General features: G+C 47.6%; 26 protein-coding genes. 5 read left to right on the top strand and 21 right to left on the bottom strand.

All coding sequences use genetic code 11. The annotated features are described in order from the left end of the window. Nucleotides 1-121: 121 nt before the first annotated feature. The 4 genes from Q0V82_RS01575 (at nucleotide 122) to Q0V82_RS01590 (ending at nucleotide 1,533) form a co-directional block, all read left to right on the top strand. Nucleotides 122-322: a DUF2788 domain-containing protein gene (locus tag Q0V82_RS01575; RefSeq protein ID WP_297572165.1), complete on the top strand. Its 201-nt coding sequence runs from the start codon at nucleotides 122-124 to the stop codon at nucleotides 320-322. Between the two features lie 22 nt (nucleotides 323-344). Then, entirely contained in the window at nucleotides 345-656 is a 312-nt protein-coding gene (locus Q0V82_RS01580) for a pyrimidine/purine nucleoside phosphorylase (RefSeq protein WP_297572113.1), read from the top strand. Nucleotides 657-742: 86 nt separating this feature from the next. Beyond that, complete coding sequence (locus Q0V82_RS01585; RefSeq protein ID WP_297572114.1) at nucleotides 743-1,237, top strand: YajQ family cyclic di-GMP-binding protein; 495 nt, start codon at nucleotides 743-745, stop codon at nucleotides 1,235-1,237. Between the two features lie 131 nt (nucleotides 1,238-1,368). Continuing rightward, a complete protein-coding gene (locus Q0V82_RS01590) occupies nucleotides 1,369-1,533 on the top strand; it encodes a DUF3149 domain-containing protein (protein WP_297572115.1) in 165 nt (54 codons plus the stop codon). A gap of 97 nt (nucleotides 1,534-1,630) precedes the next feature. Here the strand turns inward: Q0V82_RS01590 and Q0V82_RS01595 are convergent, their stop codons facing one another. From Q0V82_RS01595 to Q0V82_RS01680, 18 genes are all read right to left on the bottom strand, one after another. Then, entirely contained in the window at nucleotides 1,631-3,256 is a 1,626-nt protein-coding gene (locus Q0V82_RS01595; RefSeq protein ID WP_297572116.1) for a glycosyltransferase family 39 protein, read from the bottom strand. A 92-nt stretch (nucleotides 3,257-3,348) separates the two neighbouring features. Continuing rightward, a complete protein-coding gene (gene rpmE / locus Q0V82_RS01600) occupies nucleotides 3,349-3,558 on the bottom strand; it encodes a 50S ribosomal protein L31 (RefSeq protein ID WP_173533498.1) in 210 nt (69 codons plus the stop codon). An 88-nt stretch (nucleotides 3,559-3,646) separates the two neighbouring features. Beyond that, nucleotides 3,647-4,903, bottom strand: a complete 1,257-nt coding sequence (gene rho, locus Q0V82_RS01605; RefSeq protein ID WP_297572118.1) for a transcription termination factor Rho — start codon at nucleotides 4,901-4,903, stop codon at nucleotides 3,647-3,649. 130 nt (nucleotides 4,904-5,033) lie between these two features. Continuing rightward, nucleotides 5,034-5,360, bottom strand: a complete 327-nt coding sequence (gene trxA / locus Q0V82_RS01610; protein ID WP_297572119.1) for a thioredoxin TrxA — start codon at nucleotides 5,358-5,360, stop codon at nucleotides 5,034-5,036. Between the two features lie 110 nt (nucleotides 5,361-5,470). Then, on the bottom strand, nucleotides 5,471-6,826 hold the full coding sequence (gene radA, locus Q0V82_RS01615; RefSeq protein WP_297572120.1) for a DNA repair protein RadA: 1,356 nt from the start codon (nucleotides 6,824-6,826) through the stop codon (nucleotides 5,471-5,473). A gap of 61 nt (nucleotides 6,827-6,887) precedes the next feature. After that, nucleotides 6,888-8,231, bottom strand: a complete 1,344-nt coding sequence (gene flgL / locus Q0V82_RS01620; RefSeq protein WP_297572121.1) for a flagellar hook-associated protein FlgL — start codon at nucleotides 8,229-8,231, stop codon at nucleotides 6,888-6,890. 24 nt (nucleotides 8,232-8,255) lie between these two features. Further along, a complete protein-coding gene (gene flgK / locus Q0V82_RS01625; protein WP_297572122.1) occupies nucleotides 8,256-10,277 on the bottom strand; it encodes a flagellar hook-associated protein FlgK in 2,022 nt (673 codons plus the stop codon). A gap of 30 nt (nucleotides 10,278-10,307) precedes the next feature. Further along, a complete protein-coding gene (gene flgJ / locus Q0V82_RS01630) occupies nucleotides 10,308-11,255 on the bottom strand; it encodes a flagellar assembly peptidoglycan hydrolase FlgJ (RefSeq protein WP_297572123.1) in 948 nt (315 codons plus the stop codon). A 289-nt stretch (nucleotides 11,256-11,544) separates the two neighbouring features. Further along, entirely contained in the window at nucleotides 11,545-12,633 is a 1,089-nt protein-coding gene (locus Q0V82_RS01635; protein WP_297572124.1) for a flagellar basal body P-ring protein FlgI, read from the bottom strand. 19 nt (nucleotides 12,634-12,652) lie between these two features. Continuing rightward, the gene (locus tag Q0V82_RS01640; RefSeq protein WP_297572125.1) at nucleotides 12,653-13,336 is read right to left on the bottom strand and encodes a flagellar basal body L-ring protein FlgH; all 684 of its coding nucleotides are present in this window, start codon (nucleotides 13,334-13,336) and stop codon (nucleotides 12,653-12,655) included. 10 nt (nucleotides 13,337-13,346) lie between these two features. Then, nucleotides 13,347-14,132, bottom strand: a complete 786-nt coding sequence (flgG, locus tag Q0V82_RS01645; protein WP_297572126.1) for a flagellar basal-body rod protein FlgG — start codon at nucleotides 14,130-14,132, stop codon at nucleotides 13,347-13,349. A 24-nt stretch (nucleotides 14,133-14,156) separates the two neighbouring features. Next, the gene (gene flgF / locus Q0V82_RS01650) at nucleotides 14,157-14,897 is read right to left on the bottom strand and encodes a flagellar basal-body rod protein FlgF (RefSeq protein WP_297572127.1); all 741 of its coding nucleotides are present in this window, start codon (nucleotides 14,895-14,897) and stop codon (nucleotides 14,157-14,159) included. Between the two features lie 9 nt (nucleotides 14,898-14,906). Beyond that, a complete protein-coding gene (locus tag Q0V82_RS01655; RefSeq protein ID WP_297572128.1) occupies nucleotides 14,907-16,424 on the bottom strand; it encodes a flagellar hook protein FlgE in 1,518 nt (505 codons plus the stop codon). Nucleotides 16,425-16,439: 15 nt separating this feature from the next. Then, nucleotides 16,440-17,132 carry a flagellar hook assembly protein FlgD gene (locus Q0V82_RS01660; protein ID WP_297572129.1) on the bottom strand — a complete coding sequence of 231 codons (693 nt, stop codon included), beginning with the start codon at nucleotides 17,130-17,132 and terminating at the stop codon, nucleotides 16,440-16,442. Nucleotides 17,133-17,143: 11 nt separating this feature from the next. Next, nucleotides 17,144-17,557, bottom strand: coding sequence for a flagellar basal body rod protein FlgC (flgC, locus tag Q0V82_RS01665; protein WP_226763544.1), 414 nt, complete (start codon nucleotides 17,555-17,557; stop codon nucleotides 17,144-17,146). An 11-nt stretch (nucleotides 17,558-17,568) separates the two neighbouring features. Beyond that, nucleotides 17,569-17,973, bottom strand: coding sequence for a flagellar basal body rod protein FlgB (gene flgB, locus Q0V82_RS01670; protein WP_297572131.1), 405 nt, complete (start codon nucleotides 17,971-17,973; stop codon nucleotides 17,569-17,571). 211 nt (nucleotides 17,974-18,184) lie between these two features. After that, nucleotides 18,185-18,403 (bottom strand): hypothetical protein, encoded by a 219-nt coding sequence (locus Q0V82_RS01675; RefSeq protein ID WP_221022426.1) that lies wholly within the window; start codon nucleotides 18,401-18,403, stop codon nucleotides 18,185-18,187. Between the two features lie 337 nt (nucleotides 18,404-18,740). Further along, nucleotides 18,741-21,431, bottom strand: a complete 2,691-nt coding sequence (locus Q0V82_RS01680; protein WP_297572132.1) for a bifunctional acetate--CoA ligase family protein/GNAT family N-acetyltransferase — start codon at nucleotides 21,429-21,431, stop codon at nucleotides 18,741-18,743. A gap of 261 nt (nucleotides 21,432-21,692) precedes the next feature. On the opposite strand from Q0V82_RS01680, the gene ppa reads away from it, so the two are divergent. After that, nucleotides 21,693-22,223, top strand: a complete 531-nt coding sequence (gene ppa / locus Q0V82_RS01685; protein WP_226763541.1) for an inorganic diphosphatase — start codon at nucleotides 21,693-21,695, stop codon at nucleotides 22,221-22,223. Between the two features lie 457 nt (nucleotides 22,224-22,680). On the opposite strand, the gene Q0V82_RS01690 is transcribed toward ppa, so the two are convergent. The 3 genes from Q0V82_RS01690 to Q0V82_RS01700 all read right to left on the bottom strand — a co-directional run bounded on the left by Q0V82_RS01690 (nucleotide 22,681) and on the right by Q0V82_RS01700 (nucleotide 24,499). Beyond that, nucleotides 22,681-23,169: a dihydrofolate reductase gene (locus Q0V82_RS01690; protein WP_297572133.1), complete on the bottom strand. Its 489-nt coding sequence runs from the start codon at nucleotides 23,167-23,169 to the stop codon at nucleotides 22,681-22,683. A 101-nt stretch (nucleotides 23,170-23,270) separates the two neighbouring features. After that, entirely contained in the window at nucleotides 23,271-23,948 is a 678-nt protein-coding gene (locus tag Q0V82_RS01695; RefSeq protein ID WP_297572134.1) for a murein hydrolase activator EnvC, read from the bottom strand. Further along, complete coding sequence (locus tag Q0V82_RS01700) at nucleotides 23,948-24,499, bottom strand: DUF1415 domain-containing protein (RefSeq protein WP_297572135.1); 552 nt, start codon at nucleotides 24,497-24,499, stop codon at nucleotides 23,948-23,950. Before Q0V82_RS01700 ends, Q0V82_RS01695 begins: the two co-directional genes overlap by 1 nt. Nucleotides 24,500-24,716: the final 217 nt, after the last annotated feature.

Consider the following 24,716-nt stretch of genomic DNA (forward strand, 5'->3'; position numbering starts at 1 on the left):
GTAGACGCAAAAAGTAGTACAACACAGCAACAAAATTACTTATCGACTTAACGGCTCGGAATATTCTGAGCCGTTTGTATTCCTTTAACCGAGATCACAAATGCTAGATGCCTTATTAGCCATGGATGAAGAACTGTTCACCACGCTGTCGGTGACCATTTTATGCAGTGCTTTAATCATCTATATGGGTTTTATCATTTACAATTTGGCCAAAGAATCAAAAGCCGGTAAATACGGCACCATTGTATTGTTCTTTGTGCTTGGTTTTGGCATGCTCGGTTTTATTGCTAAAGAAATTCTATCTAAAGTATTACTCAAATAAATTTTTCACTTAGGAAGTCACTATGAGCCAATTTGATCAAGTTTCTGTTTTAAAACAAGGCAATGTCTATTTTGATGGCAAATGCGTCAGCCATACTGTTTTGTTTGCCGATGGCAGCAAAAAAACCATCGGTGTTATTCAGCCCTCTACCCTTACTTTTAATACCGGCGCGGCTGAAATCATGGAAGTTGTCGCTGGGGTATGTTCAGTGAAGCAAGCCAACGAAAGCACTGCAACAACATACTCTGCCGGTCAATCATTTAGCGTTCCCGCCAATTCAAGCTTTGATATCGAAACCATCGAAACACTGCATTACGTTTGTCATTTCGCCTAATTCATAGCATGCATCAAGTGAATCAACACTTGATTCACTTGAACTTCAAACCTATTTTATTTATTCATCATCCTGCGAGCCTCATTATGCCTTCTTTCGACATTACCTCTGCCACCGATATGGTCGCGCTAAAAAATGCGATTGACGTGGCGGCAAAGACCATTATTAATCGTTACGACTTTAAAGGCACCAGTGCCAAAGTTGAACTGAATGAGAAAGATAAACTGATCACTTTACATGGTGACTCTGATTTTCAACTCGATCAAATTAAAGATATTGTTTTCCCTGCCCTAGAAAAAAAAGAACCCGATAGCAGTAAACGCCTAGAACAAGGCGATGTGCAAAAAGTATCTGGTAATAAAGTCAAACAAACACTCACCATTAAAGATGGTATCGATCAAGAATTAGCCAAAAAAATTACTCGTATTATTAAGGATTCAAAACTGAAAGTGCAAGCGGCAATTCAAGGTGATGAAGTCCGCATTACCGGCAAAGATCGCGATGTATTGCAAAGCGTGATTGCCTTAATGCGTCAATCAATCAGCGACTTTCCTTTGCAATATCAAAATTTCCGCGACTAAAACCTCAATAAAGGTGTGGCATAAATCGTGGCTTGTCGTGAAAATCTAACCCAAACAAGCCACGTTTGACCCTGATCAACATCAATGACATAACAATACGTTTAGATGGTGTTCATCACGTGGAGAACACTATGGACAACACACCGATTGCCAACATTCTAACCTCGACCATTGGCCTGCTGAGCTTATTTACGATCGGCTTTATTATTGCAATGGCCATATACCTATATATTTATGTGCAACGCCATATTAATACTGAAATTGCCGAGCAAAATGCCAAGCAAGATAAAATCTAGATTGCTCGATTTTTATCAAACCTATATGTCAAACCCATAAACAATGCCGAGTTCTATTTAACTCGGCATTGTTTATTGCGCAGCACCCAAAGACAAATCAGCGCGAGTAGAGCGAAAAGACTTCGCGATGTTCTCCCAAACGATTCCCCGTCCAAAGCAAATCTTTAACATTCTGCTTGGCGTCATTTTGCTGCAAAGTAAATGAGCAATGATTACCTGCTCTCGCATCAAACTGCAGATCAGTAAAATAGACCATCGCAGAAATCGGATCTTTTGATAGCTGAGAAACATCAATGCAAGCCTGTGGATAAGGCTTCATAGCTTTAACCAAACCATCCGCAACTGGGCGATACGACTTACCAGCATCAATCCAAGTCTGAAACAACCCCACCATCAAACCAATCACTAACGTTAGACCACAAGTCCAACTCACTAAGGCCCGACGACCAATCGGTCGCTTACGAAATAACATTCGGCCCCACAGCAAAGTCACCACAATCGCAAATAGCAAACCCAGTCCCATAGCAGGCATTGGCGTCGAGCTGTATTTTTGCAAATACGCCCCCACCCCTGCAGGAAACCCGGTGACCAATGCCACCCACGCAACCCACACCAGCAAAGCGGCAAGACCCAGCGTCAGCGAGCTAAACCAATTTAGAGCTGCGGCAGCACCTCGCCTTAACTCATCAACACCGGCACTTGCAATCAATGCCAGCGTCACCAATAACGGCAAAATCAATGGCTCGCTCGCCTTTCCCGACAAAACAATAAAGCCAAGTTGAGCAATCAACATGGTTAATAGTAATTGCCAACGCGGCTGCAGCAGCTCATATCGAAACAAATAAATAGACCATGCCGCAAGTGGTAATGCAGGCCAAGCAAACCACACTAAAACGGCAGGCAAGAAGCCAAACTCATGCCCGAGCGCAAATGAACGAGCACCGCCAAAGACACCCCATGCATAATAGCGCCACCACGTTTGAAATAATTCACCAGAAAGGTTTTGTAGCGAATAGCCCCACAAAGCCGCAAAAGGCAGTGCAATAATCAAGGCCGTAATGAGTGTCACGACATAACTGATTTTACGCCATTGCTTAAAGAGCAAGAGTAGCGATGAAATCAACACTGCCAATAGGGCATCCGCCCAGCTAGCGCCAGTCAACAAGACTAAAAACACCAGTGCCAAGATCACGCCAGCACGCAAAGGGCGCTTCATCGCCAAGGTCAAGGCATAGGCCAGCCATGCAAATGCAGCCAATACCACAACCGCAGGTGACACATGATGCCCCCACAAAGGTAAGCCCAAGCAACCCAATAAAATAATGACGGCCATACGACCAAAACGTCGACCAAATAAGTCACGAGCGGCTAAGCCCGTTCCCCACATGCCCAACCCCATCCATAAGCCAGTACTCAATCGAGCCGCATCGTGAGCGGCAACGCCAAACCAAGATAGGGCATTGGCCAATAGTGTGGCCACCCAATAATAAAGTGGCGCCTGACTAAACTGCGGCACTTCGGCAATCGACGCAATCGTCCAATTGGCATTGCGCATAAAATAGGCAACAATCGCCATACTGGTATTTTCATCCGGCTTCCATGGATCATGCCCAACCAGACCAGGAATAAGCCAGAACAGGCAAAGCAATAACAAAAGCCAAGGCTTGTCTTGGTTTTGTGCCGCAGCAGAGGGAGATTTTAGGTTCGCTTGATAGGTCAGCATGTCATATTCAATCAATTTTTCGAAATAATTTTGGCATAAACCAATAAAAAAAGGCAGCTAAAAAGCTGCCTTTTTTTATTTCTAAATCTAAATTAACGTGTAAAACGCGCAAATTTAGAATTGAATTTCTCGATACGGCCTGCCGTATCAACGATTTTTTGCTTGCCAGTGTAGAATGGATGGCATTCAGCGCAAACCTCAACGTGCAAGTCTTTGCATAAAGTAGACTCAGTCTTAAATGCATTGCCGCAAGAGCAAGTCACGTTGATTTCTTCGTAATTAGGGTGGATACCAGCTTTCATGATTTTTTCCTTAGGTTATCGGGCGCCGGGGTTTTGCCGACGCTGCAAAGCATGGGATTATCGCAAAACAATCCCTAATCTGCAAGAATTAACGACGCATCGAGTCAAAAAAATCTAAATTCGTTTTTGTTGACTTGAGTTTATCCATCAGAAATTCCATCGCTTCCAAATCATCCATCGGATAGAGTAATTTACGTAATACCCAAATACGCTGCAGTTGCTCAGGCTTAATCAGCAGCTCTTCACGACGCGTGCTCGATTTATTGATGTTAATCGATGGGAAAATTCGCTTCTCTGCCATTCGGCGATCAAGTTGAATCTCGTTATTACCCGTCCCTTTAAATTCTTCGTAGATCACATCGTCCATACGACTACCGGTATCAACCAAAGCCGTCGCGATGATGGTCAAACTACCACCTTCTTCAATATTTCGAGCCGCACCAAAGAATCGTTTTGGTCGCTGCAAAGCATTCGCATCAACCCCGCCGGTTAACACCTTGCCCGATGACGGTACCACCGTATTATAAGCACGCGCTAACCGGGTAATTGAATCGAGCAAAATAACGACGTCTTTTTTGTGCTCTACCAAACGTTTCGCTTTTTCAATCACCATCTCAGCAACTTGCACATGGCGTGTCGCTGGCTCATCAAACGTCGACGAAACCACTTCGCCTTTCACTGAGCGCAGCATTTCGGTCACTTCTTCAGGACGCTCGTCAATCAGTAGTACAATCATCACCACTTCAGGGTGATTTGCAGTAATTGCATGTGCAATATGCTGCAGCATGACCGTTTTACCGGTTTTAGGCGGGGCCACCAATAAAGCGCGCTGCCCTTTACCGATCGGGGCCATCAAATCGATCACTCGACCGGTGATATTTTCTTCAGCTTTAATATCACGCTCTAACTTCAAACATTCAGTCGGAAATAAAGGCGTCAGATTTTCAAACAAAATTTTGTGCTTAGAAGCTTCAGGCGCATCGCTATTAACACGATCGACTTTCACCAAAGCAAAGTAACGTTCGCCATCTTTAGGAATTCGAATTTCGCCTTCAATCGAATCACCCGTATGCAGATTAAAGCGACGAATTTGGCTTGGACTGACATAAATATCATCCGGCCCAGCCAAATAAGATGTATCTGGACTACGCAAGAAGCCAAATCCATCAGGCAGCACCTCGAGCGTACCTTCGCCGAAGATACTCTCCCCTTTTTTTGCACGATTTTTAAGTAAAGCAAAAATTAAATCTTGCTTACGCATGCGATTGGCACCGTCAATTTCAAAACTAATCGCCATTTCGACTAATTCAGTGACGTGCAGATGTTTTAGGTCAGACAAATGCATAAATAATTACGCTTAAAATAATATAAAAGGGGAGGTATTACGGAAGTTCTAGAAGGGGTAAACAGTGATGTGATCAGATTTAACACATCACTGCTACTTTTTTGAAGCGTATATGTATTTAGCTGTAGTGTCAAATATTACTATCAATAAATGCAGTCAACTGCGATTTAGACAACGCACCAACCTTGGTGGCTTTAACTTCCCCACCAACAAACAGCATCAGCGTTGGAATACCGCGAATGCCAAACTTAGGCGGTGTCGCTTGATTTTCATCGATATTTAATTTCGCTACTTTCAACTTCCCCGCATATTCAAGCGCAATATCATCCAAAATTGGCGCAATCATTTTGCAAGGGCCACACCATTCAGCCCAGTAATCAACCAGCACTGGCTCTTGAGCTTGCAGCACTTCAACATCAAAACTTGCATCAGTAACGTGTAGGATATGTTCACTCATTAGGATTCTCCAATTTCATAAAAGCATTTAAGCTAAGTAAAATAGTAACAAATAACAGCAATTGATTCTTTAGTTAATGCGGTCGAAAGTCATAATTTCAAGCATTTTTATCAAAAAGCAGCAGCAACCGCTTCATCTAAGCGCTCAACAGCAATCACCGTCATCCCATCAATCGGCTGCCGAGGTCGATTGGCTTTAGGCACAATCGCCTGCGTAAATCCCAATTTAGCAGCCTCTTTCAGGCGCTCTTGACCACGCTGTACGGGACGCACTTCACCTGCCAAGCCAACTTCACCAAAAACGACCATTTTTGCAGGCAAAGGCCGATTTTTCAATGACGATACAATGGCGAGCAACATCGCTAAATCGGCTGCGGGCTCAGAAATCCGTACTCCGCCCACCGCATTAATAAATACATCCTGATCAAAGGCGACAATGCCTGCGTGGCGATGCAATACCGCCAGCAATAAAGCCAATCGATTCTGCTCAACGCCTACTGCCAAACGCTTTACCTGTGGTGAATGGGCATCATCCACCAAAGCCTGCACCTCCACCAACATCGGCCGAGTGCCTTCTTGCGTCACCATGACACACGATCCAGCGACAGGTTCGGCGTGCTGACTTAAAAACATCGCTGATGGGTTAGAGACTTCGCGCAAACCTTTATCGGTCATCGCAAAAACGCCCAACTCATTCACCGCACCAAATCGATTTTTAATCGCCCGAATCAAACGAAAGCTCGAATGCGTATCGCCTTCAAAATACAACACCGCATCCACGATATGCTCAAGCACGCGTGGACCAGCAATGGCACCGTCTTTGGTCACATGACCAACGAGGAGCACTGAAGTGCCATGTCGCTTGGCAAAGCGAGTCAGCTGCGATGAACATTCTCTAACTTGCGCCACGCTACCCGGGGCACTGGTTAAGGCTTCAGTAAACATGGTTTGAATCGAATCAATCACCACGACTTTAGGTACTTCGGCAGTCAGTGCCAATAATATTTTTTCCAAACTGATTTCAGGATAAAGCCGCACCTTAGCCGTTGGCACCCCCAAACGACGCGCCCTTAAAGCAATTTGCTGCGCCGATTCTTCACCACTCACGTACAAAACCGCCTGAGTTTCAGAAAGCTTGGCCAAAGCCTGCAATAACAGCGTTGATTTGCCAATCCCTGGATCGCCACCAATCAACACCACGCCACCGGGCACCAAACCACCACCCAAAACACGATCGAGCTCTTCCATTTGCGTTGGAATTCGCGGCACTTCTTCGGCATTCACTTCCGACAGGTTTTTAATCGCGCCATCGGCAGCTAATGATTGAAAGCGCCCTGTTGCCGCTTTATTTTCAACCACACTTTCTTCCAGCGTATTCCAGTCGCCACATTGCGGGCATTGCCCTTGCCACTTTGGGGACGTACCGCCACAAACTCGGCATACAAAGGTTGTTTTTACTTTACTCATAAGATCCAAACTAAAACGGCCCGCACTGCGAGCCGTTCAACAATTCACAAAAAAGAAACCATTAAATGTATTTGAACAAACTTAAGTCTTGCACCTGAGCAAAACTTTTACGCGTGGCATCAAGCACCATTTGATTTTCGGCAAAATCACTAATGGCAGCAGCATAATCAAGCCCTTCGAGCGCAGAGAGCGTCTTAGTGTATTGCAATTTCATATCTTCAGTAGTGTCTTTTACTGAATCGGTTTCATTCATCCGAGCACCAAGATAGGCCTGACTCGTCACCACACTACCCAGTGAGTTCGATAAATTCGATAAGGCGGTATTCAATTGATTTTGAAATGCAGCCTGCCCTGTTGGACCGGATTGATAGGTATTTAAAGCACTTGATAAGGCGCCCAAGGTAGCAAACAAATCCACATTGGTGCTGGTTTTAACGCTAAAACTATCGTTTGTGGTGGCCGTCGCTGCAGGAACACCTTTGACATTGGTTTTAACACCATAGTCCCAAGCCGGCACGACAGGGATGGCAACTGGATCCGTAGCTAATTGTTTAAACTCAATATCCGCACCTTCAGCATAAGCTCGCGGGAACGCCGTACCCGCAGCACGTGGCATGGCAGCACCATCAATCAAAGAGACGCCGGTGGTGGTATTCACCAAATCATACGTGGTTATATTTTTTGTTATATTGGCGGGGTCAGGTAAGACTTGAAACCGAATACTAAAATCACGCGGCGCGGGGGCCAACGCCCATTTATTCGGGTCTGTCACCTCACCGGGGCCCACAATTCCTGAGCCAGTATTGGCCGCGTTATACGCGGTGACAAAGGTACCATTACCATTTTTAATTTTCTGAAAAATATCGCTACCGGCTTCAGAAATCGGCAATTGTCGACCATCCGAAATTTGCACCAAACGCTTGCCATCATCACCTTGGTAAGTGACTTGACCAAAAGCAGCTTCAGTAAAAGGTTTAACGTCGCCCTTAAAGCCAGAAAATAGATAATTTCCCTGACCATCCGTGGTATTGGCCAAGCCCAGCAGCTCTTGATATCGACCTTGCAACTCAGCATCCAGTGTTTTCTTTTCACTGGCGGTTAAGGCTGGATTACCAGCTCGCACTGCGAGCTCCTGAACGTTTTGTATCGTTGACGTCACTTGCTGCAAAGTCGACTCACTCAAACGCATAAATGAATCCGCAGTCGCGCTATTGGTGCCATATTGACCATTAATTGACTGGGCTTGCGCCAAATCCAAAATACGTGCTGACGCAATCGGATCATCCGCCGGGGTTAAGACACGCCGATTAGCGGACAGCTGCGCTTGTAATTTAGCCTGAGTACTTTGATGCATTTGCAATGCATTACTGCCAAGGCTAAATATAGTCGTCGTTGCGATGCGCATAATATGAACTCCTCTGAAGCGATCTTATCGGCCTAAATTAACGATTTCTTCAAAGGCCTTTTGAGCGATTTGAATGACCTTACTTGAAGCCTGATAAGCCTGCTGATAGCGTAATAAATTAGCCGCCTCTTCATCCAAATTCACCGCAGAAACTGAATTGCGATTGTTTTCAGCGCTAATCAATAACTTACTTTGTGCTTTACCCATAATGGTGGCCTCACTGGTTTGCGTGCCTACCGTTGCCACCATACGGCCATAAGACTCTTGGTACGTCGCGGTACTGCCATCCAAAACTCGCGTCGTTTGCAATTTACCCAAAGCCAAAGCATTGCGATTGTCTGAGTTAGCAGTGCCCGCATTTTTTTGCACCGTGACGCTATCACCACTCGCCGGCTTACCGTCAAGCTTCATCGTCCACCCGTTATAGCTAATCTCATTCCCCGCTTGATACGGAATATTGCCAGCTACGGCAGGCACCGCCCCGGTCACGGTATAAGCCATCCCAGATGGAATGACCGAAGCATCGGGTACAAACGTCAAGGTCACGGGCGTAAATAAATTAGCATCTATCGAGGTATCGGTCGTCACGGCAGTCTGGGGCTTCACGTCAGGCTGATACACCTTTAAAGTCCCAGTATTCACTACTGCAGGCGCTTTGGGCTCAACAGCCGCCACCGGCCCAGCGGCGGCAATTTCACGCGGATCACTCACATTGACCTTCATTTGGTCAATAAATCCTTTCAAAGGCATGATAGTAAAGCGATCACCCGCTGCTGGCGTGGCAGTCAGCGACAAAGACAAACCTGCAGAGCTGGTAAATCCTGCTGGCGTGATTAAAGCGGCGGCCTCGGCGGCATTTAAAGTGTATTTAGTACCATCGCTTAAATTACCCAAGGCGTAATTCGTGCCGTCAAAACTGAGCTCATAATTGCTGGTCGTGACCTTAGAAATATCTTGAATATACCCAGACAATGCCGCAGTCGCAGGCACAGTGTTATTGGTATTGGGTCGAATCAAACCCAACTTCGGCGCATCAATGCCTGGTCCTAAATTGGTCGTTGGAAAAGCCCAAAATGCTTTGCCCATATTGCCATTTAAATCTTGCCCGGCCTGATGCTGCTGATTAAACGTACTTAACAAACCCAATGCAGTGCGCTCTAAGCTATTTTGTGCCAAATCAAGCGATTGATTGCGGTAATCCAATAAAGCGCCCAACTGCCCACCTGTCACTAAGCTATCGGGCAATAAAATTGAATTACCATTTTGCTCATAACTAATTGAAAGACTCTCTGGATTAGCAGGATTGGGCACCGCGCCTAAAGTATAGGTTTGTGAGCCCACCACCAAGCCTTGGCCATTACCAACAAACAAATTAATCGAACCATCGCTTAATGGCAATGACGTGGTTTTAATCAAGGTATTTAAATCTTTCACCAACAAATCACGTTGATCGAGTAAATCATTGGGCGGCTGGCCACTACTTTGCGCGACGACGATCTTGCCATTTAGATCGGCCACTTGCGCTGCATAGGCATTAATCGTTCCCACCGTATTGGAGATCTCGCCATTGAGCGAGGCACGCTGCTCATTTAAGCGCTGAGAAAAAACCTGGAAGCGATTCATTAACGTTTGTGCGCTTGACAGCATGGCTTGGCGCGACGGCGGATTACTTGGATTGGTCGCGACATTTTGTACCGAAGCAAAAAACTCTTGTAATGCCGGAGATACCCCCGCAGTGGGATCGGCAACAATATTATTAATTTCAGCCAAATGCGCTAAGCGGGTTTGCTGGTAGCTCGATTGGGTTTGCGCAATATCGACGGCACGCGTCAAAAACTGATCGTACACGCGCTTAATCGAGTCGACCTGCACCCCCAAACCATTAAAACCATTACCGGTTAGCAAAGGATAAGGCGCGCTTTGCTTAATCGTTTGCCGAGAATAGCCATCGGTATTGACGTTGGCAATATTATGCCCAGTGGTGGTTAAGCCTAAATTAGCGGCATTTAAGCCCGAGACGCCAATACCAAATACCGATGAGGCCATGATGAAACTCCTATACTGATGCTATCGGCGTTAAGCGCCCAATCTTGAATTTTGAGCACCTAAGCGCGCCACCACGCTGTCGGCAACGCGCGCGAATTTTTGTGCATATTGCGGATCGGTAGCATAGCCCTCTTTGGCCAAGGCCTTACCAAAACCCAGCGCATCGCTGCCTTGCTCTAAAGCATCGCCAAAGCGTCGCTTCATTACACTGGCATAGTCAGCAAACGCATCTTGATATGAATCGTAAGCACGAAATTTTTCCACCCGTTTTTGCGCCGCGCCATCGACAAACTCAGTCGTCAACACATCAACGGTTTTTCCTTTCCAGCTACTTCCCGCCTTAATACCAAATAAATTAAATGAATCATTCCCAGCGGCATCATTCAGCGTTTTTTTACCCCAGCCGGTTTCTAGCGCAGCATGCGCCAGCAATAAATGCGGCGCCACGCCCAATGTGCTGGCGGTACTTTGCGCCGCAGCGCTGATTTTTTTGATAAAGTCAGCCGCGCCAGACCTTGCGCCATCGGCAAGATCAGTCGGCATAGCGGCAGTTTTTGCCGCGACCGCGCTTGCCGCCAGCGGAACGGTTTTAACGTTCCGGTAATCCAAGCCCTGATCCATCAATGGATTCACACCACGATGCAGTGGTTGCTGTAATAAAGCGGGATTTTGCTGTACTTGAATCTGCCGCATAATCACCTCGGCCAAACCCACCCCACCCTGATTGGCCCACATTTGCGTGAGCTGCTGATCGTGCATGCCCCGAAACATCTCAACGCTGCTGCTGTCATTCATGCTATCGGTCGGCGCAGCCGAACGCATCGATGACAGCATTTGCTGCATCAAGAGCGCCTCAAATTGCTGGGCCACCGCTTTTGCGCCCGCCGCCGAGTCAGCTCGATTGGCCACGCGCAACTGATTCACCGCTTTAGGATCAATGGCAAGGGTGTTTTGAATAGCATTACTGGCTGAGTTCACAGTCGGCTCCGAGTACATCAATAGCTTAGGTTATTAACCCATAAGCAAAGAGTATGCCGATTGGTATTGAGAACTGATTTTGTGAGGAAAAAGATATAAAGCACCAAGCGCAACAAGATCACGCTGCCTTCATTTTTTGTAATTTTTTTTGGGAGTGGACTGTTATCACTGGGGGGGTGATTTTTATAGCAACGCTTAAAATAAAGTTGGGTATATGCGCGCAGGCTTTACATATAAATGCCAATACACATATACCCAGATGTAAATCGCAGACTCATACCGCAATAGACTAAATCACTTCAATCACCGCATTTAATGCACCGGCCGCTTTCATGGCTTGCAAAATGGCCAATAAATCTTGCGGCGTTGCGCCGACGGCGTTCAGCGCCCTAACCACTTGATTCAGCGAAGTAGCCTTCGGTACCCTTACGATGGGCCCCTTACCGGTTTCAATTTGAATTTCGGCGTTTTCAATTCGCTTAGTCGCGCCACCCGCCAGTGCATTAGGCTGCGCCACGGCATTTTCTGCCAATATCGTCACGGTTAAATTGCCATGTGCAATCGCACACGCCTCAACCGTGACCGCTTGGTTCATCACAATCGACCCCGTTCGTGCATTAATAATCACTTTGGGATTACTTTTGGCTGGCGTCACATCGATAGTTTCTAAACGTGCCAAAAAAGCCACGCGTTGATTGGGATCTTGCGGCGCGCGCACCTGAATCACCCGACCATCGAGCGCAGTGGCCACCGCGCCAATTTGGCCATTAATCGCATTCACCACACGACTTGCTGTTGAAAAATCAGTTTGCAATAACTCAAGCTGAACAAATTCGCCATTGCCCAATGAAGTCGGTACGGCTCGCTCAACGGTTGCCCCTGCTGGCACCAAGCCAGTTGCCAATTGATTCACTTGCACGCTAGTACCAGCCGCGGCAGCACCAGCACCAGCGACAATTAAATTGCCTTGCGCCATGGCATAAATTTGCCCGTCCGCACCTTTGAGCGGTGCCATTAATAAAGTGCCGCCGCGCAAACTTTTGGCATTACCAATCGAAGAAACCACCACATCCAAAGGCTGACCTGGCCGCGCAAACGGCGGCAAAGTGGCGGTCACCATCACGGTGGCGACGTTTTTTAGCTGCAAATTGCCGCCCGTAGGCACTTGCACGCCAAGATTGGTGAGCATGTTTAGGATCGACTGCACTGTAAACGGCGTTTGCGTGGTTTGATCGCCAGTACCGTCCAAGCCAACGACAAGGCCATACCCCACCAATTGATTGTTTCGTACGCCGGCAAAACTAGCGAGCTGCTTTAACGGCTCGGCCATACTCAACATCGACGTGCAACACAGCAAAACTAGCAATAAATGGCGCATTATTTTCCTTTAAACCCGCTTAAAATGGCCAAATCGACATAAAAGCACGCTGCATCCAACCCATGGTGTTAGCGTCAGCAATCGCGCCTTGACCGACTTGTTCAATGCGCGCATCAGCCACCCGAGTCGACGAAATCGTGTTGCCCGCCCGAATATCGTTTGGATTAACGATACCCGAAAAACGAATCAAGCTGGTTTGCCCATTCACGGCAATCTGCTTTTCACCGCCCAAGACTAAGTTTCCATTGGCCAATACATCCACCACCGTCACCGCAATCGTGCCTTTAAAGGTGTTGCTACTATTGGTTTGACCTTTGCCAGCAAAGGTATTTTCAGACGTGATGTCGGCTTTACCAGACAGTAGTTTTTCAATCGCTCCGGGCATATACGGCAAACTCGTCGACCCACCCAATGACAAAGTACCTGAGCGATTAGCACCACTATTGGCCGAATTGACTGCAGATAGGTTTTCTTCGATGGCAATAATTAAGATATCACCAATGCGCCGCGCCACCGGCTCTTCAAACAGCAATTTGGCCGTACCCGATTGAAAAATCGCGCCATTATTGGCTTGCGTGAGTACATTTTGTTGCGGGCGAGCGCTGACTGGCTGCGTCACAATCGACTGCGGCGCAACGCAAGCCGCTAAATTCAATAATAAGCATCCAGCCAGTAGGCTGCGCAGCTGAGTCAATTTAAACAATATCGACACCTTACAAAGTACCCAGTTTTTGCAGCATTTCGTCCGACGTTCGCACAGAACGAGAATTCATTTCATACGCCCGCTGAGCTTGAATCATATTAATTAATTCTTCGGTCACATTCACATTCGACGCTTCAACATAACCTTGATTGAGCGCGCCAAGACTATTAGTGCCGGGCGTACCCACTGTTGGCGCACCACTGGCCGCCGTTTCTAGATATAAATTACCGCCAACCGCCTGCAAACCCGGAGGGTTAATGAAGGTAGCCAATTGAATATTGCCCAATTGAGCTGGCGCGGCGGCATCATTATTAATGATTGCCGTCACAGTACCATCTTTGGCGATCGTCACCTTAGTTGTTCCCAAGGGAACTTGCAGCGCCGGTTCTAAAGGATAACCATTGGAGGTCACCACCGTACCTTGGTTATCGACTTGAAAACTACCGTCGCGGGTGTATGCCGTTTTACCATCCGGCATCGCAATTTGAAAAAAACCAGCGCCATTAATCGCCATATCCAATGGCCCATCGGTCAACTGCAGATTACCTTGCATAAAAATACGCGCAGTCGCGACTGGGCTCACCCCAGTGCCGACATCCAAACCCGTTGGCAATTGAGTGGATTGGCTAGTGGCAGCCCCGGCCTGACGTAAATTTTGATAGAGCAAATCCTGAAAAACCGGACGCTCTCGCTTAAAGCCGGTGGTACTCACATTGGCTAAGTTATTCGAGATCACATCCACATTAAACTGCATGGCGTCCATGCCGGTTTTTGCGGTCAATAATGAGCGAAACATGAGGCTTTATTCCTTATCGAATACTTAACCGTTCAACGATAAAATCGAAGCGGCAGAACGTGAGTTCTGCTCGGCAGTTTGTAATAATTTAATTTGCATATCGTAATGGCGTTGCGTGGCAATCATCGTCACCAATTGATCCACCGCATTCACATTACTCCCCTCGATACCGCCCACAGCCAAGCGCACGTTGGGATCGGACTGTCCAGCTTCGCCATTGCGGCGGCGAAATAAACCATCCAGGCCTTTTTCCATTTCTGCCGCTGCGGGATTGACCAACTTTAAGCGGCCAATTTCCACCGCTTGCGCCGGATTGGCCAAATCAATCGCCGACACCGTCCCATCGGCCGCAATCGAGGCTTGGGTGTTTTCTGGAATGGTTAACGGACCACTATCCCCTTCAACGATCAAACCGGTATAGGTTTTGAGCATCCCGCTGGCATCAACCACAAAATTACCATTGCGGGTATACGCTTCGCCAGAGGCACTTTGTACTGCAAACCAGCCATCGTCGTTAATTGCCGCATCCAGCTCACGGCCGGTTTGCTGAAAAGAACCTTGGCTTAAATCAGAACCCGTACTTTGCTCAACAGCAAATGCGCGTGTGGCCAAACCGGGGCCGCCAATCACCGGAACCGCACGAAACGCCGCTAAATCCGCCCGAAAACCGGTGGTATTGGCATTGGCCAAATTATTCGCCACGGTCGATTGCCGATTTTCGGTTTGCTTAGCGCCGGTCATTGCCACGTAAATTAAACGATCCATATCTCTCTATTAACGCAAGTTAACGATGGTTTGCAAAATGGTATCTTGCGCTTTAATCGTTTGTGAGTTGGCTTGATAATTGCGCTGCGCAGTTATTAAATTCACCAATTCACTGGTTAAATCGACATTCGAATCCTCAACAGAGGCGGACTGCAGCAAACCGGTACTGCCTGAACCCGGCGCATTAGTGAGTGGCTGACCTGAAGCCGACGACTCCGCCCAGCGATTGTCCCCTAATGGCTGCATACCCTGCACATTGGTAAACGAAGACAACACAATCTGCGCCACATTACGCGTTTGGCCATTGGAATAACGACCTTGCACCATCCCGTCTTTATTGACTGAAATCCCAGTCAAAATACCATCGGTATAGCCATCTTGCGTCAGCGTACTCACCGAATACGGGCTACCAAACTGCGTTGATTTATCAAAATACATTTGAAAATTCAAGCCGTTTGAACCGTTATTAAGCCCCGCTGCAGTCACGGTAAAATTCGTGCCGCCAACCGGCATGCCTATTGGGCGGCCATTGGCATCAAATGTAATTGAACTCGATGAATACAGCGCAGAATTCGCAACTTGTGCAGCGGCCAAGACCGAAGCGGGCGTTGCCCCTGCCGCAGCTGCTGCCGTTGCAGCGGCGGTCGCCACGGCGGTCGCACCGGCGGTATTATCAGTCGCCACAGCAGCTTGAATTGCAGCATTCACCGACGCTGCCGTTGCTGGAGGTACGGTCACCGCCGCAGCTGTAGTGCCAGCTTTCATTGTTGCTGCCGCTTGCGCACCTAAAGTGCCATCCACATTGACGTCTTTACCATCTAAAGCGTAATGCACTTGCCAAGTACTCGTTGGTGGTACGGTCGGCGTAGCTGGCGGTACATTTTTACGGAAATAAAACGTTTGCGTGTGGGTGCCGCCCAAAGAGTCGTACACCGTTGCTGACGTTGAGTAATTGTAAGTGGTTGGATCAGTCGATGAAAAAGCGGTTGTTGCTGGTAACACTTTATCGTTAGCGTTGAGGTTTAAACCCAAGTTCAAACCAGCCCCCGTCACGCCAGAGCCGCCCGTTTGGCGCGCGCCGATATTCGAAAACTGCAACTGAATCGGTTGTGGGGTCGAGCCCGCCAATACTTGACCCGTTCCACGATCCACCGGCCAACCGGTTAGTAACTGGGCATTATTGACAATAAAGCCATTTTTATCTAATTGAAACTGACCATTACGGGCGTAACTAATCGTGCCAGTTGGATCTTGCATCCGAAAAAAACCATTGCCGGTGATGGCAATATCTAAGGGGTTATTAGTCGACGTGGTATTGCCTTGACCAAATTGCTGCGCAATCGTTTGGTTCTTAGCACCGATACCGGCAATATTGGACGAAGAGCCAAAGGTACTGGCATAAATATCGGAAAACTCAGCGCGAGCGCCCTTAAAACCCACCGTATTGGCATTGGCCACGTTATTGCCGATCACATCCAAGCTTTTTGCCGATGCGCCCAAACCACTTAAACCTTGTTGAAAGCCCATGATATTCCCCTACTTTTATGCGTTATTGCTGCTACCAGCGGCGCGAATCTGAATCACATCACCAAAACCCGTTTTATTGCCATTGGCCAAATACACACCAACGCCAGCACTACCGAATTCAACTGATTTAGCGACTTGCCAAGTTACCGTATCTAAAGCAATTTCCTTGCCATCTTTTTGTCCCTTGGCGGCTACCGTATATTCACCAGCGGGCAATAAGCTACCATCGGCTTTTTTGCCATCCCATTCCACCTGTGCCAAGCCCGGCGTGGTGCTGCTGGAAGGGATTTTGGCCACTTCAACGCCATCTTTATTAAATACACTCAATACTGCACCACTCGCACCATCGGGAATATTCATCCGCAAATCCACCTTGCCCGCACCGTCAAAATGGAAGCCTTTGCCGGGGGTAAGGACTTCTTTGCCGATCAGATTTGCCGCTTGCATCACTTGCGTTCCAGCATATAGCGATTGCATCTGCATCATGGTTTCATTGAGCTTGCCAATCCCGGTTACGGTATTGATCTGCGCCATTTGACTGGTGGTTTGCGCGTTATCCATTGGGTTCATCGGGTCTTGCGTTTGCAATTGCTTCACCAGTAACTTCATAAAGCTATCTTGCTGCTCTTCAGCCGCTGTTTTGACTTTATTGTTTTTGGTATTTAAAGAGGTGTAATCAAAATTATTATTAACAGGTGCCGTAGCCATGATGATTCTCCTTAAGCTTGACCGATCGACAAGGTGCGCATCAGCAAAGTTTTTGCTGTATTCATTACATCGACATTGGTTTGATACGAGCGTGACGCTGAAATCATATTGGTCATTTCTTCGATCACACTGACATTGGGCATGGCGATATAGCCATTGGCATCGGCAAACGGACTCTTCGGATCGTAAACCAAGCGCGGTGGTGATTGATCTTCGATCACCCCAGCAACTTTTACACCAACGGATGCCGCATTGTGGGTATTGCTCTGCGCAGCTTGAAATACAACCTGTTTAGCCCGATACGGTTGCCCATCAGAGCTGGTGACTGAATTGGCGTTAGCCAAATTGCTCGCCACCACATTCAAACGCGCCGACTGCGCATTCATGGCTGACGATGCAACATCAAAAACACGAAACAGAGACATTAATGTATTCCTTATTGGCCCGTTAACGCGGATTTCATCGACTCAATCCGCCGCGTCAGAAACGTCACTGCGGCTTGATAGCGAATAGCGTTATCGGTAAATTCTTTCATTTCGGTATTCATATCAACGGTATTGCCATCAATCGATGGTTGCTGCTCATTGCGATACAGCCGCTCTGGCGCAAATAAATCAACGGTTTGACTCGCCTGCAAATGGCGTGGATTACTGGTTTGCAACAGCGTCGGCGCAGACGGCGCACGCGCGGCGTCAAAAGCCGCTTTAAAGTTAATATCCCGCGCTTTGTAATTGGGCGTATCGGCATTGGCGATATTGGAGCCCAAAATTTCTTGGCGGTAACTGCGCAATTTCAATGCGGTTTCTTGACTGCGAAAATAATCGTCCAGACGGCCTAACATATCCACACTCCATGATGTTCGAATAATCATAAGCAGGAAACGTGCCAACGAAAAAAGCCAAGCAAATGCTTGGCTTTAAGAGGTGATTTACGTCTTGATGAGTGCCGCGACTCAGTGGCAACAGCGGGAAAATCCAACGCTGGACTGCCGATTTGAGTGTGCTGGGTACGACAAATAAATCATGATATTGGCCACGATGGCCAAACAATCATTAATGAAACTGCGATTGAATTTGCTGACGCGCAAGCGCTGCGGCACCTTGTAACACCGAATGCACAGTGGCACGTTGCGCTAACGGCGCAGGCTGCCAATCGGTAACGGGTTTACGCGCATTGCCGTGGCAAATTACAATTTGAAACCAACCTTCCATCTCGGCAGAACGAGTGGACGGGCGAGCTTCTACATCAAAATCAAACATACGATTAGTCATTTATGGAATCCAAACTATGGGGCTCGGCTAACCTTGTTGACGGTTGCTAAGCCAATTTCCGCCCAAAAGCCGGACGGTAAAGCACCAATAGAAGAGCACCACGTTTCGAGGAAACTTTGCAGATAAGCTGAGGAGGCTTGCTGGGGAGGAACTACTAAACACTTGGCGATCATCACGTCGAGGTGAAGTCGCATTCAATGTGCTCAATCAAATTAGTGCCGCGAATATACGGCATGAAAAATCAAAAGTCAACGCAATTGTCAAGATAATGACTAAAAAAAGTAACAAGCTTTTGAATTTGCAAGTTATTTCAACAAAAAACCCCGCCCAAAGGCAGTTAAACTGGGTCCTGTAAGCGCTTCACCACCCACTTCAAGCTATCATCCTCCGCATGGCGGGTAATACTAAATCCCATATGCTTCATAAAGGTGAGCATGGTTTTATTGCTACTTAACACCTCGCCTTCAATCAGCGATAAGCCCATATCTCGCGCAGCGATAAACAAGGCATTCATTAAGCGCACTCCCAAGCCCATTCCTTGCCACTGATCACTAATCACCACCGCAAACTCGCAACTATCTCGATCCGGATTGGCATTAAAACGGGCAACGCCAATGATTTCAGTGCCCACGCCGGTTTCAACCGTCGCCACAATCGCCATCTCTCGGGTGTAATCGAGCTGGGTAAAACGCGCCAGCATCGCTTGGGGTAATGATTTTAACGTGCTCATAAAGCGGTTATAGCGACTCTCTTCAGACAATTTACTCACAAATAAGGCAATCAAATCAGCATCTTCAGGACGAATTGGCCGCAAAACCAGCGGTAAGCCATTTTTTAATTGCGTAATCTGCGCCAAATGCGCCGGATAAGGGTGAATCGCCATATGGCTATAGCGACGCGCATGCTCAGCCAATGGCGCCAAAACAATCCTTGCATCGACGGCAATGACGCCATTTTCATCGGCAATCAGCGGATTAATATCCAGCTGCTGAATTTGCGGAAACTCGCACACCATCTCCGAAACCCGCAGTAAAACCGCCTTCACCGCCGCCATGTCCACGCCGGGCAAATTGCGAAATGGCGCGAGCATTTTTTTGACACGCGTGCGGCTAATTAGATTTTCTGCGAGGTATTCATTGAGCGGCGGCAAAGACACTGCGATGTCATTAAATACCTCAACAGTCACCCCACCATAACCAAAAGTAATCACCGGACCAAACGCCCGATCACGGCCAACGCCAACCATCAGCTCGCGGCCAGATTTTTTGCCATGCATAGGCTGAATCACCAAGCCACGCACATTCTCGGCGCCGAGCCGCTCTTGCGCACGCGACAACATTTTGCTGGCTTCGGTTGCCACCTGCACCAAGCTATTAAGGTTAAGCACCACGCCATCGATATCGGTTTTATGCAATATGCCTTTGGCGTCGATTTTCATCGCCACCGGCAGGCCCAAACCCATTGCGGCCGACACGGCCTCGTCGACCGATTGCGCCCGAATGGTCAGCGTAACTGGGATATGAAACGCGCGTAAAATCGCTTTTGATTCGACTTCATCGAGTACTTCACGACCACTGGCCAACACGGTGCTAATAATCATTTGCGCGGTTTCGAGATCTGGCGCTTCCATTTCGCCCAAAGGACTTGGCGTTTGTAGCAGCAATTGCTGATTGTATTGCCATGCGGCCAGCGAATAAAACACTTCAACCGCGCTTTCTGGCGCATTAAAAAACGCCATTTGCGATTTGCCGAGTAATTTTCGGCTGGCATCGATTTTTTTACCGCCCACCCAAGCCAATAGCAACGGTTTATCGGTGGTCTTCTTTAGCGCAATCATCGCCTCGGCCGTCGCCATATCGTCAGTGCCGACTTGCGGGGTAAACACCACCAACACGCCATCGATATTCGGGTCTTTAATCACCAACTCAGTAGCGAGTTTAAAGCGCTCGGCATTGGCATCGCCCAACACATCCACCGGATTGTGAACGCTGCTTTGCAGCGGCAATAGCTCCCGCAATTGGGCAATGGTGGCCTCGGTCAATTGCGGCAATGCAATATGCAAATCGTTGGCGCGATCAACCGCCATTAAACCGGCACCAATCCCGTTGGTAATAATCGCCAGACGCCGGCCTTTGGTACGGTAAGAGCCGTCCATCACTCGAATCGCGGTGAACAATTGATTGATCGAGCGTAAACGCAACACCCCCGCGCGTTTCAGCGCCACATCAAACACATCATTGTGATTAATTAAGCGCTCGGAATGCGTGCGGCCGACTTTAATTTCTTGCTCATAACGCCCGACTTTTAACGCCAAAACCGCTTTGGATCTTGACGCTGCGCGTAGCGCCGACATGAATAAACGCGCGTCTTTTAATTCTTCGATATACAGCAAAATGGATTTGGTTTTTGGGTCGGCAACCAAATAGTCGAGCACATCACCCACGTCGATATCGGATGCGGTGCCTAAAGAAACCACCGAAGAAAAACCAACGTCGTGTAATTCAGCCCAATCTAAAATCGCCGTGGTCACCGAAGACGATTGCGAGACCACCGCCAAGCTGCCACTTTTAATTTTGCCTTTAAAATTGGCCGCCAATAATTTACTCGATACGCGGCAATAGCCAAATACCGATGGCCCTAAAATGCGAATATTGAGCGATTTGGCCAGCTGTAGAATTTTATTCAGTAGCTTTTGGCTGGCTTTATCTTGGCCAACAAAATCGCACGACATAATCATTACATGGCGAATATTTTGCTGAGCACACGCTTCGATCAATTTCAGTAGCGTACGACTGGGTGTCGTCAGAATGGCCAAGTCCACAGGATTAGTAATCTTACTGAGCGTTTTTACTGCCGGCAAACCCTGCACCGTTTTATGCTTGAGATTCACCGCATACAGCGCGCCAGCATAACCCCCATCCAAAATATTTTTCGTCACCGAATACCCAACTGAGCCAACCGTATCTGACGCGCCCACCACCGCAACTGAGTTAGGATCAAACAAAGGGGCAAGATAGTGGGGTTTCATCGCGAGCAACCTCAAGGAGTAATAATCAATTGTAGACTGGGCAACAGTATGCCACGCCCTTATTGCAGTGCAATATTTGTACTTTCCCTACATTTTCCGTTCAGCAAACTATCAAGAGCTTCAAGGGAAAGATATAATCTAACGCTTTATATCAATCCAAATTTGAAAACTAATCGTCAACCCATTGTATTGCCTAGCAAGGACAATGATGACGGCATGCTGTTGGTTTTCTTTCGCTTCATCTACTCAGGATAATCCATCATGGACATCAGCAAGATCCCCGCCGGCAAAAATCTGCCAGAAGACTTTAACGTTATCATCGAAATCCCAGCCAATGCACCGCCAGTGAAATACGAATTTGACAAAGAATCAGGCGCGATCATCGTTGACCGTTTCGTTGGTACTTCAATGTCATACCCAATGAACTACGGTTTTGTGCCACACACTTTATCGCTCGATGGCGATCCTGTTGACGTTTTAGTGCACACACCATTCCCACTCGCCCCAGGCATGGTCATCAAATGCCGTGCCATCGGTGTTTTGGGCATGGAAGATGAATCTGGCTACGATGCAAAAATCATTGCTTTGCCAGTTGAAAAAGTATGTGCCATGTATGCACACATCAAAACTTTGGCTGACTTGCCTGAATTATTGCTAGCGCAAGTGAAGCATTATTTCGAAAACTACAAAGCGCTCGAAAAAGGCAAATGGGTTAAAGTACAAGACTGGGGTGACAAAGCCGCAGCTGAAGCTGAGATCATGACCAGCTATGAACGCGCGCAACAAAAATAAGCACGCCCTAATACAGTAAAAAGCCGATCATTGATCGGCTTTTTTTATGTCAACAACGACAATGATTTGGCTTAGTCTGAAATAGTATTTCGGATTAATTAATGGGTATATCGACCAAAGTATTGCAAATAAAGGCCTAGCAGCATATACCATTACAAAAAATGCGGCATTCAGATTTGCTGTTGATGCTGTGCCGCGCTCGTCGAGCTGGGGCTTAAAATCCCGTTCAAGCGCACCGAGTGCGGAAGGGAGACAAACGGTTTTATCGTTTGGCTCACGACAATCGAGGGCACAGCGGAGCTGGGCGCGCTCGGGGCGCCTTTCTTTCCCCCTCTTTCTTTGGCGAGTCAAAGAAAGAGGGTCCCCGTCGCGGACTGCGACTGTAAAACAATGTGCCGCAGGCACTTAAAACCAGCAACACGTAATCTGAACAGCACCACAAAAAATACGGCCTGAATTATTTTAGCTTTTTATAACACACAAAAGCATATTCAATCCCCTTGCTCGACAGCCCCGGTTCCCTACTTTGCTCTTGCCACTGTTGCAAAGAAAACTCAGGAAAGAATGCGTCTCCTGCGGGGCTTAATGCCACTTCGGTCAAATACAGCGTATTGGCCAGCGCCAAGCTTTGCTGATAAATCTCACCGCCACCAATCACAAACACCCGTTCATGCCCCGCTGCTTTTGCCGCATCAATTGCCTCATGAAGCCCAGCAAATACCGTTGCGCCTTCAGCAGACCATTGCGAGTTACGACTAATGACCCAATGCGCTCGGCCTGGCAATAAGCCCGGTAAAGACTCAAATGTTTTACGCCCCATGAGCATCACGCTCCCCATGGTCAACGCTTTAAAATGCTTTAAGTCTTCTGGCAAGCGCCAAGGTAATTGATTATTGATGCCAATTACACGGTTTAGGCCTACCGCCGAAATCACTGCTACTTGCATTTCGCACCTCAATGTACACAGAAACACGCTGCCTTAAATTGACGAGCGATCTTTAATCTAAATGAAATTTTTTATCGTTTTATGCGACCCCAAACTGGGCATTAACGACTCGGCAGCGCACTCACCGGATTGATGGTTTTGCCTTGATAACGCACTTCAAAATGCAGTTTCACACGATCGGTGCCGGTTTTACCCATTGCTGCAATCGCCTGACCTTGCTTCACTTGCGCACCTTCTTTCACCAAGAGCTTTTGATTATGTGCATAAGCGGTCAAATAGCCTTTCGCATGCTGAATAATCAGCAACAAACCATAACCCCGGATCCCGTCACCGGAATACAGCACTTTGCCATCGGCAACGGCGACAATCGGCGCGCCTAAAGCGCCCCCGATCCCGATGCCTTTCACGCGAGGCGGGGCATAAGCATACAATAACGGTCCTTGGCTGGGCCAAACCATCTCGATTCCCACATTACTCGGTGGTTTTACCTCCGGTAACCGAGGCCGCGCCTGAGTCGGTCTAGGCTTACTCGGTGCACTTACACTGCCCGCTGGCGGCGTCAAACGCAAGAGTTGCCCCGCTAAAATATCATCGTTTTTGGATAGGCGATTCCAGCGCTGCAACTCGGCAACGCTTTGATCATTATTTTTGGCAATTCGATACAAGGTATCGCCCGATTTCACGCGATAAAAACCAGCAGGTGTCGGCCCCGAAACCGAAGCTGGATTACTGCCACAAGCGACCAAGAAAAGACTAAAAATAACCAGCCAAATTCGCATTATTGACCGCTGGCTTTTAGGCCCAAAGCCAACCAACCGGCGAGACCGATTTTTTCCAAGGTGGCGATATTGCGCTCAAAAATAACATCGGGATTGGGAAACGCCGCCACCGCTTTCGCAATACTGTCTTCACGAATCAAATGCAAGATGGGGTACGGCGCGCGATTGGTGTAGTTACTAATGTCATTGGCCTCGGTGCCTGCAAATTGAAAGTCCGGATGAAAACTCGCAACTTGCAACACGCCATCGAGTTCATGCTCGAGTACGATGTCTTCTGCCTGCGCCTGAACATCGTTAAAAATTTCAAAATCCGGAAATAAACTCGGATGAATCAATAAAGTGGTATCGACTTCATCGGCCGGTGTGTGTTGCAAAAAGTCCAGTTCACGATCCAAATCATCCAAAAAACCATCCAAATGCTTTGCATCGCTCACCACGTAGCGAATTTGATTTTTGACATAGACGGATTTTGCAAAGGGGCACAAATTCAAACCAATCACCGCTTGCTCGAGCCAATGCTGTGTTGTTTGAATGATTTCGGCGTGGGACATGATGTTTCCTCAAATGAAGCGGCAATTTTACCTGTCTGCGCTCATTTTGGCTTGTTACAAACACCATTGATGATTTAAGCCATTAAAAAGGGCCGATTCAGATCGGCCCTTTTTGTCGTAAGCGATATCAAGCTCATTATGGCTAAGGATTGGCAATCTCATACCCACCCCACTCAACGCTGCAAACTTGATATATAAACATTAAGGTATAGACCCA

It is taken from the genome of uncultured Deefgea sp. (assembly GCF_947072475.1).
Classification (GTDB): Bacteria; Pseudomonadota; Gammaproteobacteria; order Burkholderiales; family Chitinibacteraceae; genus Deefgea.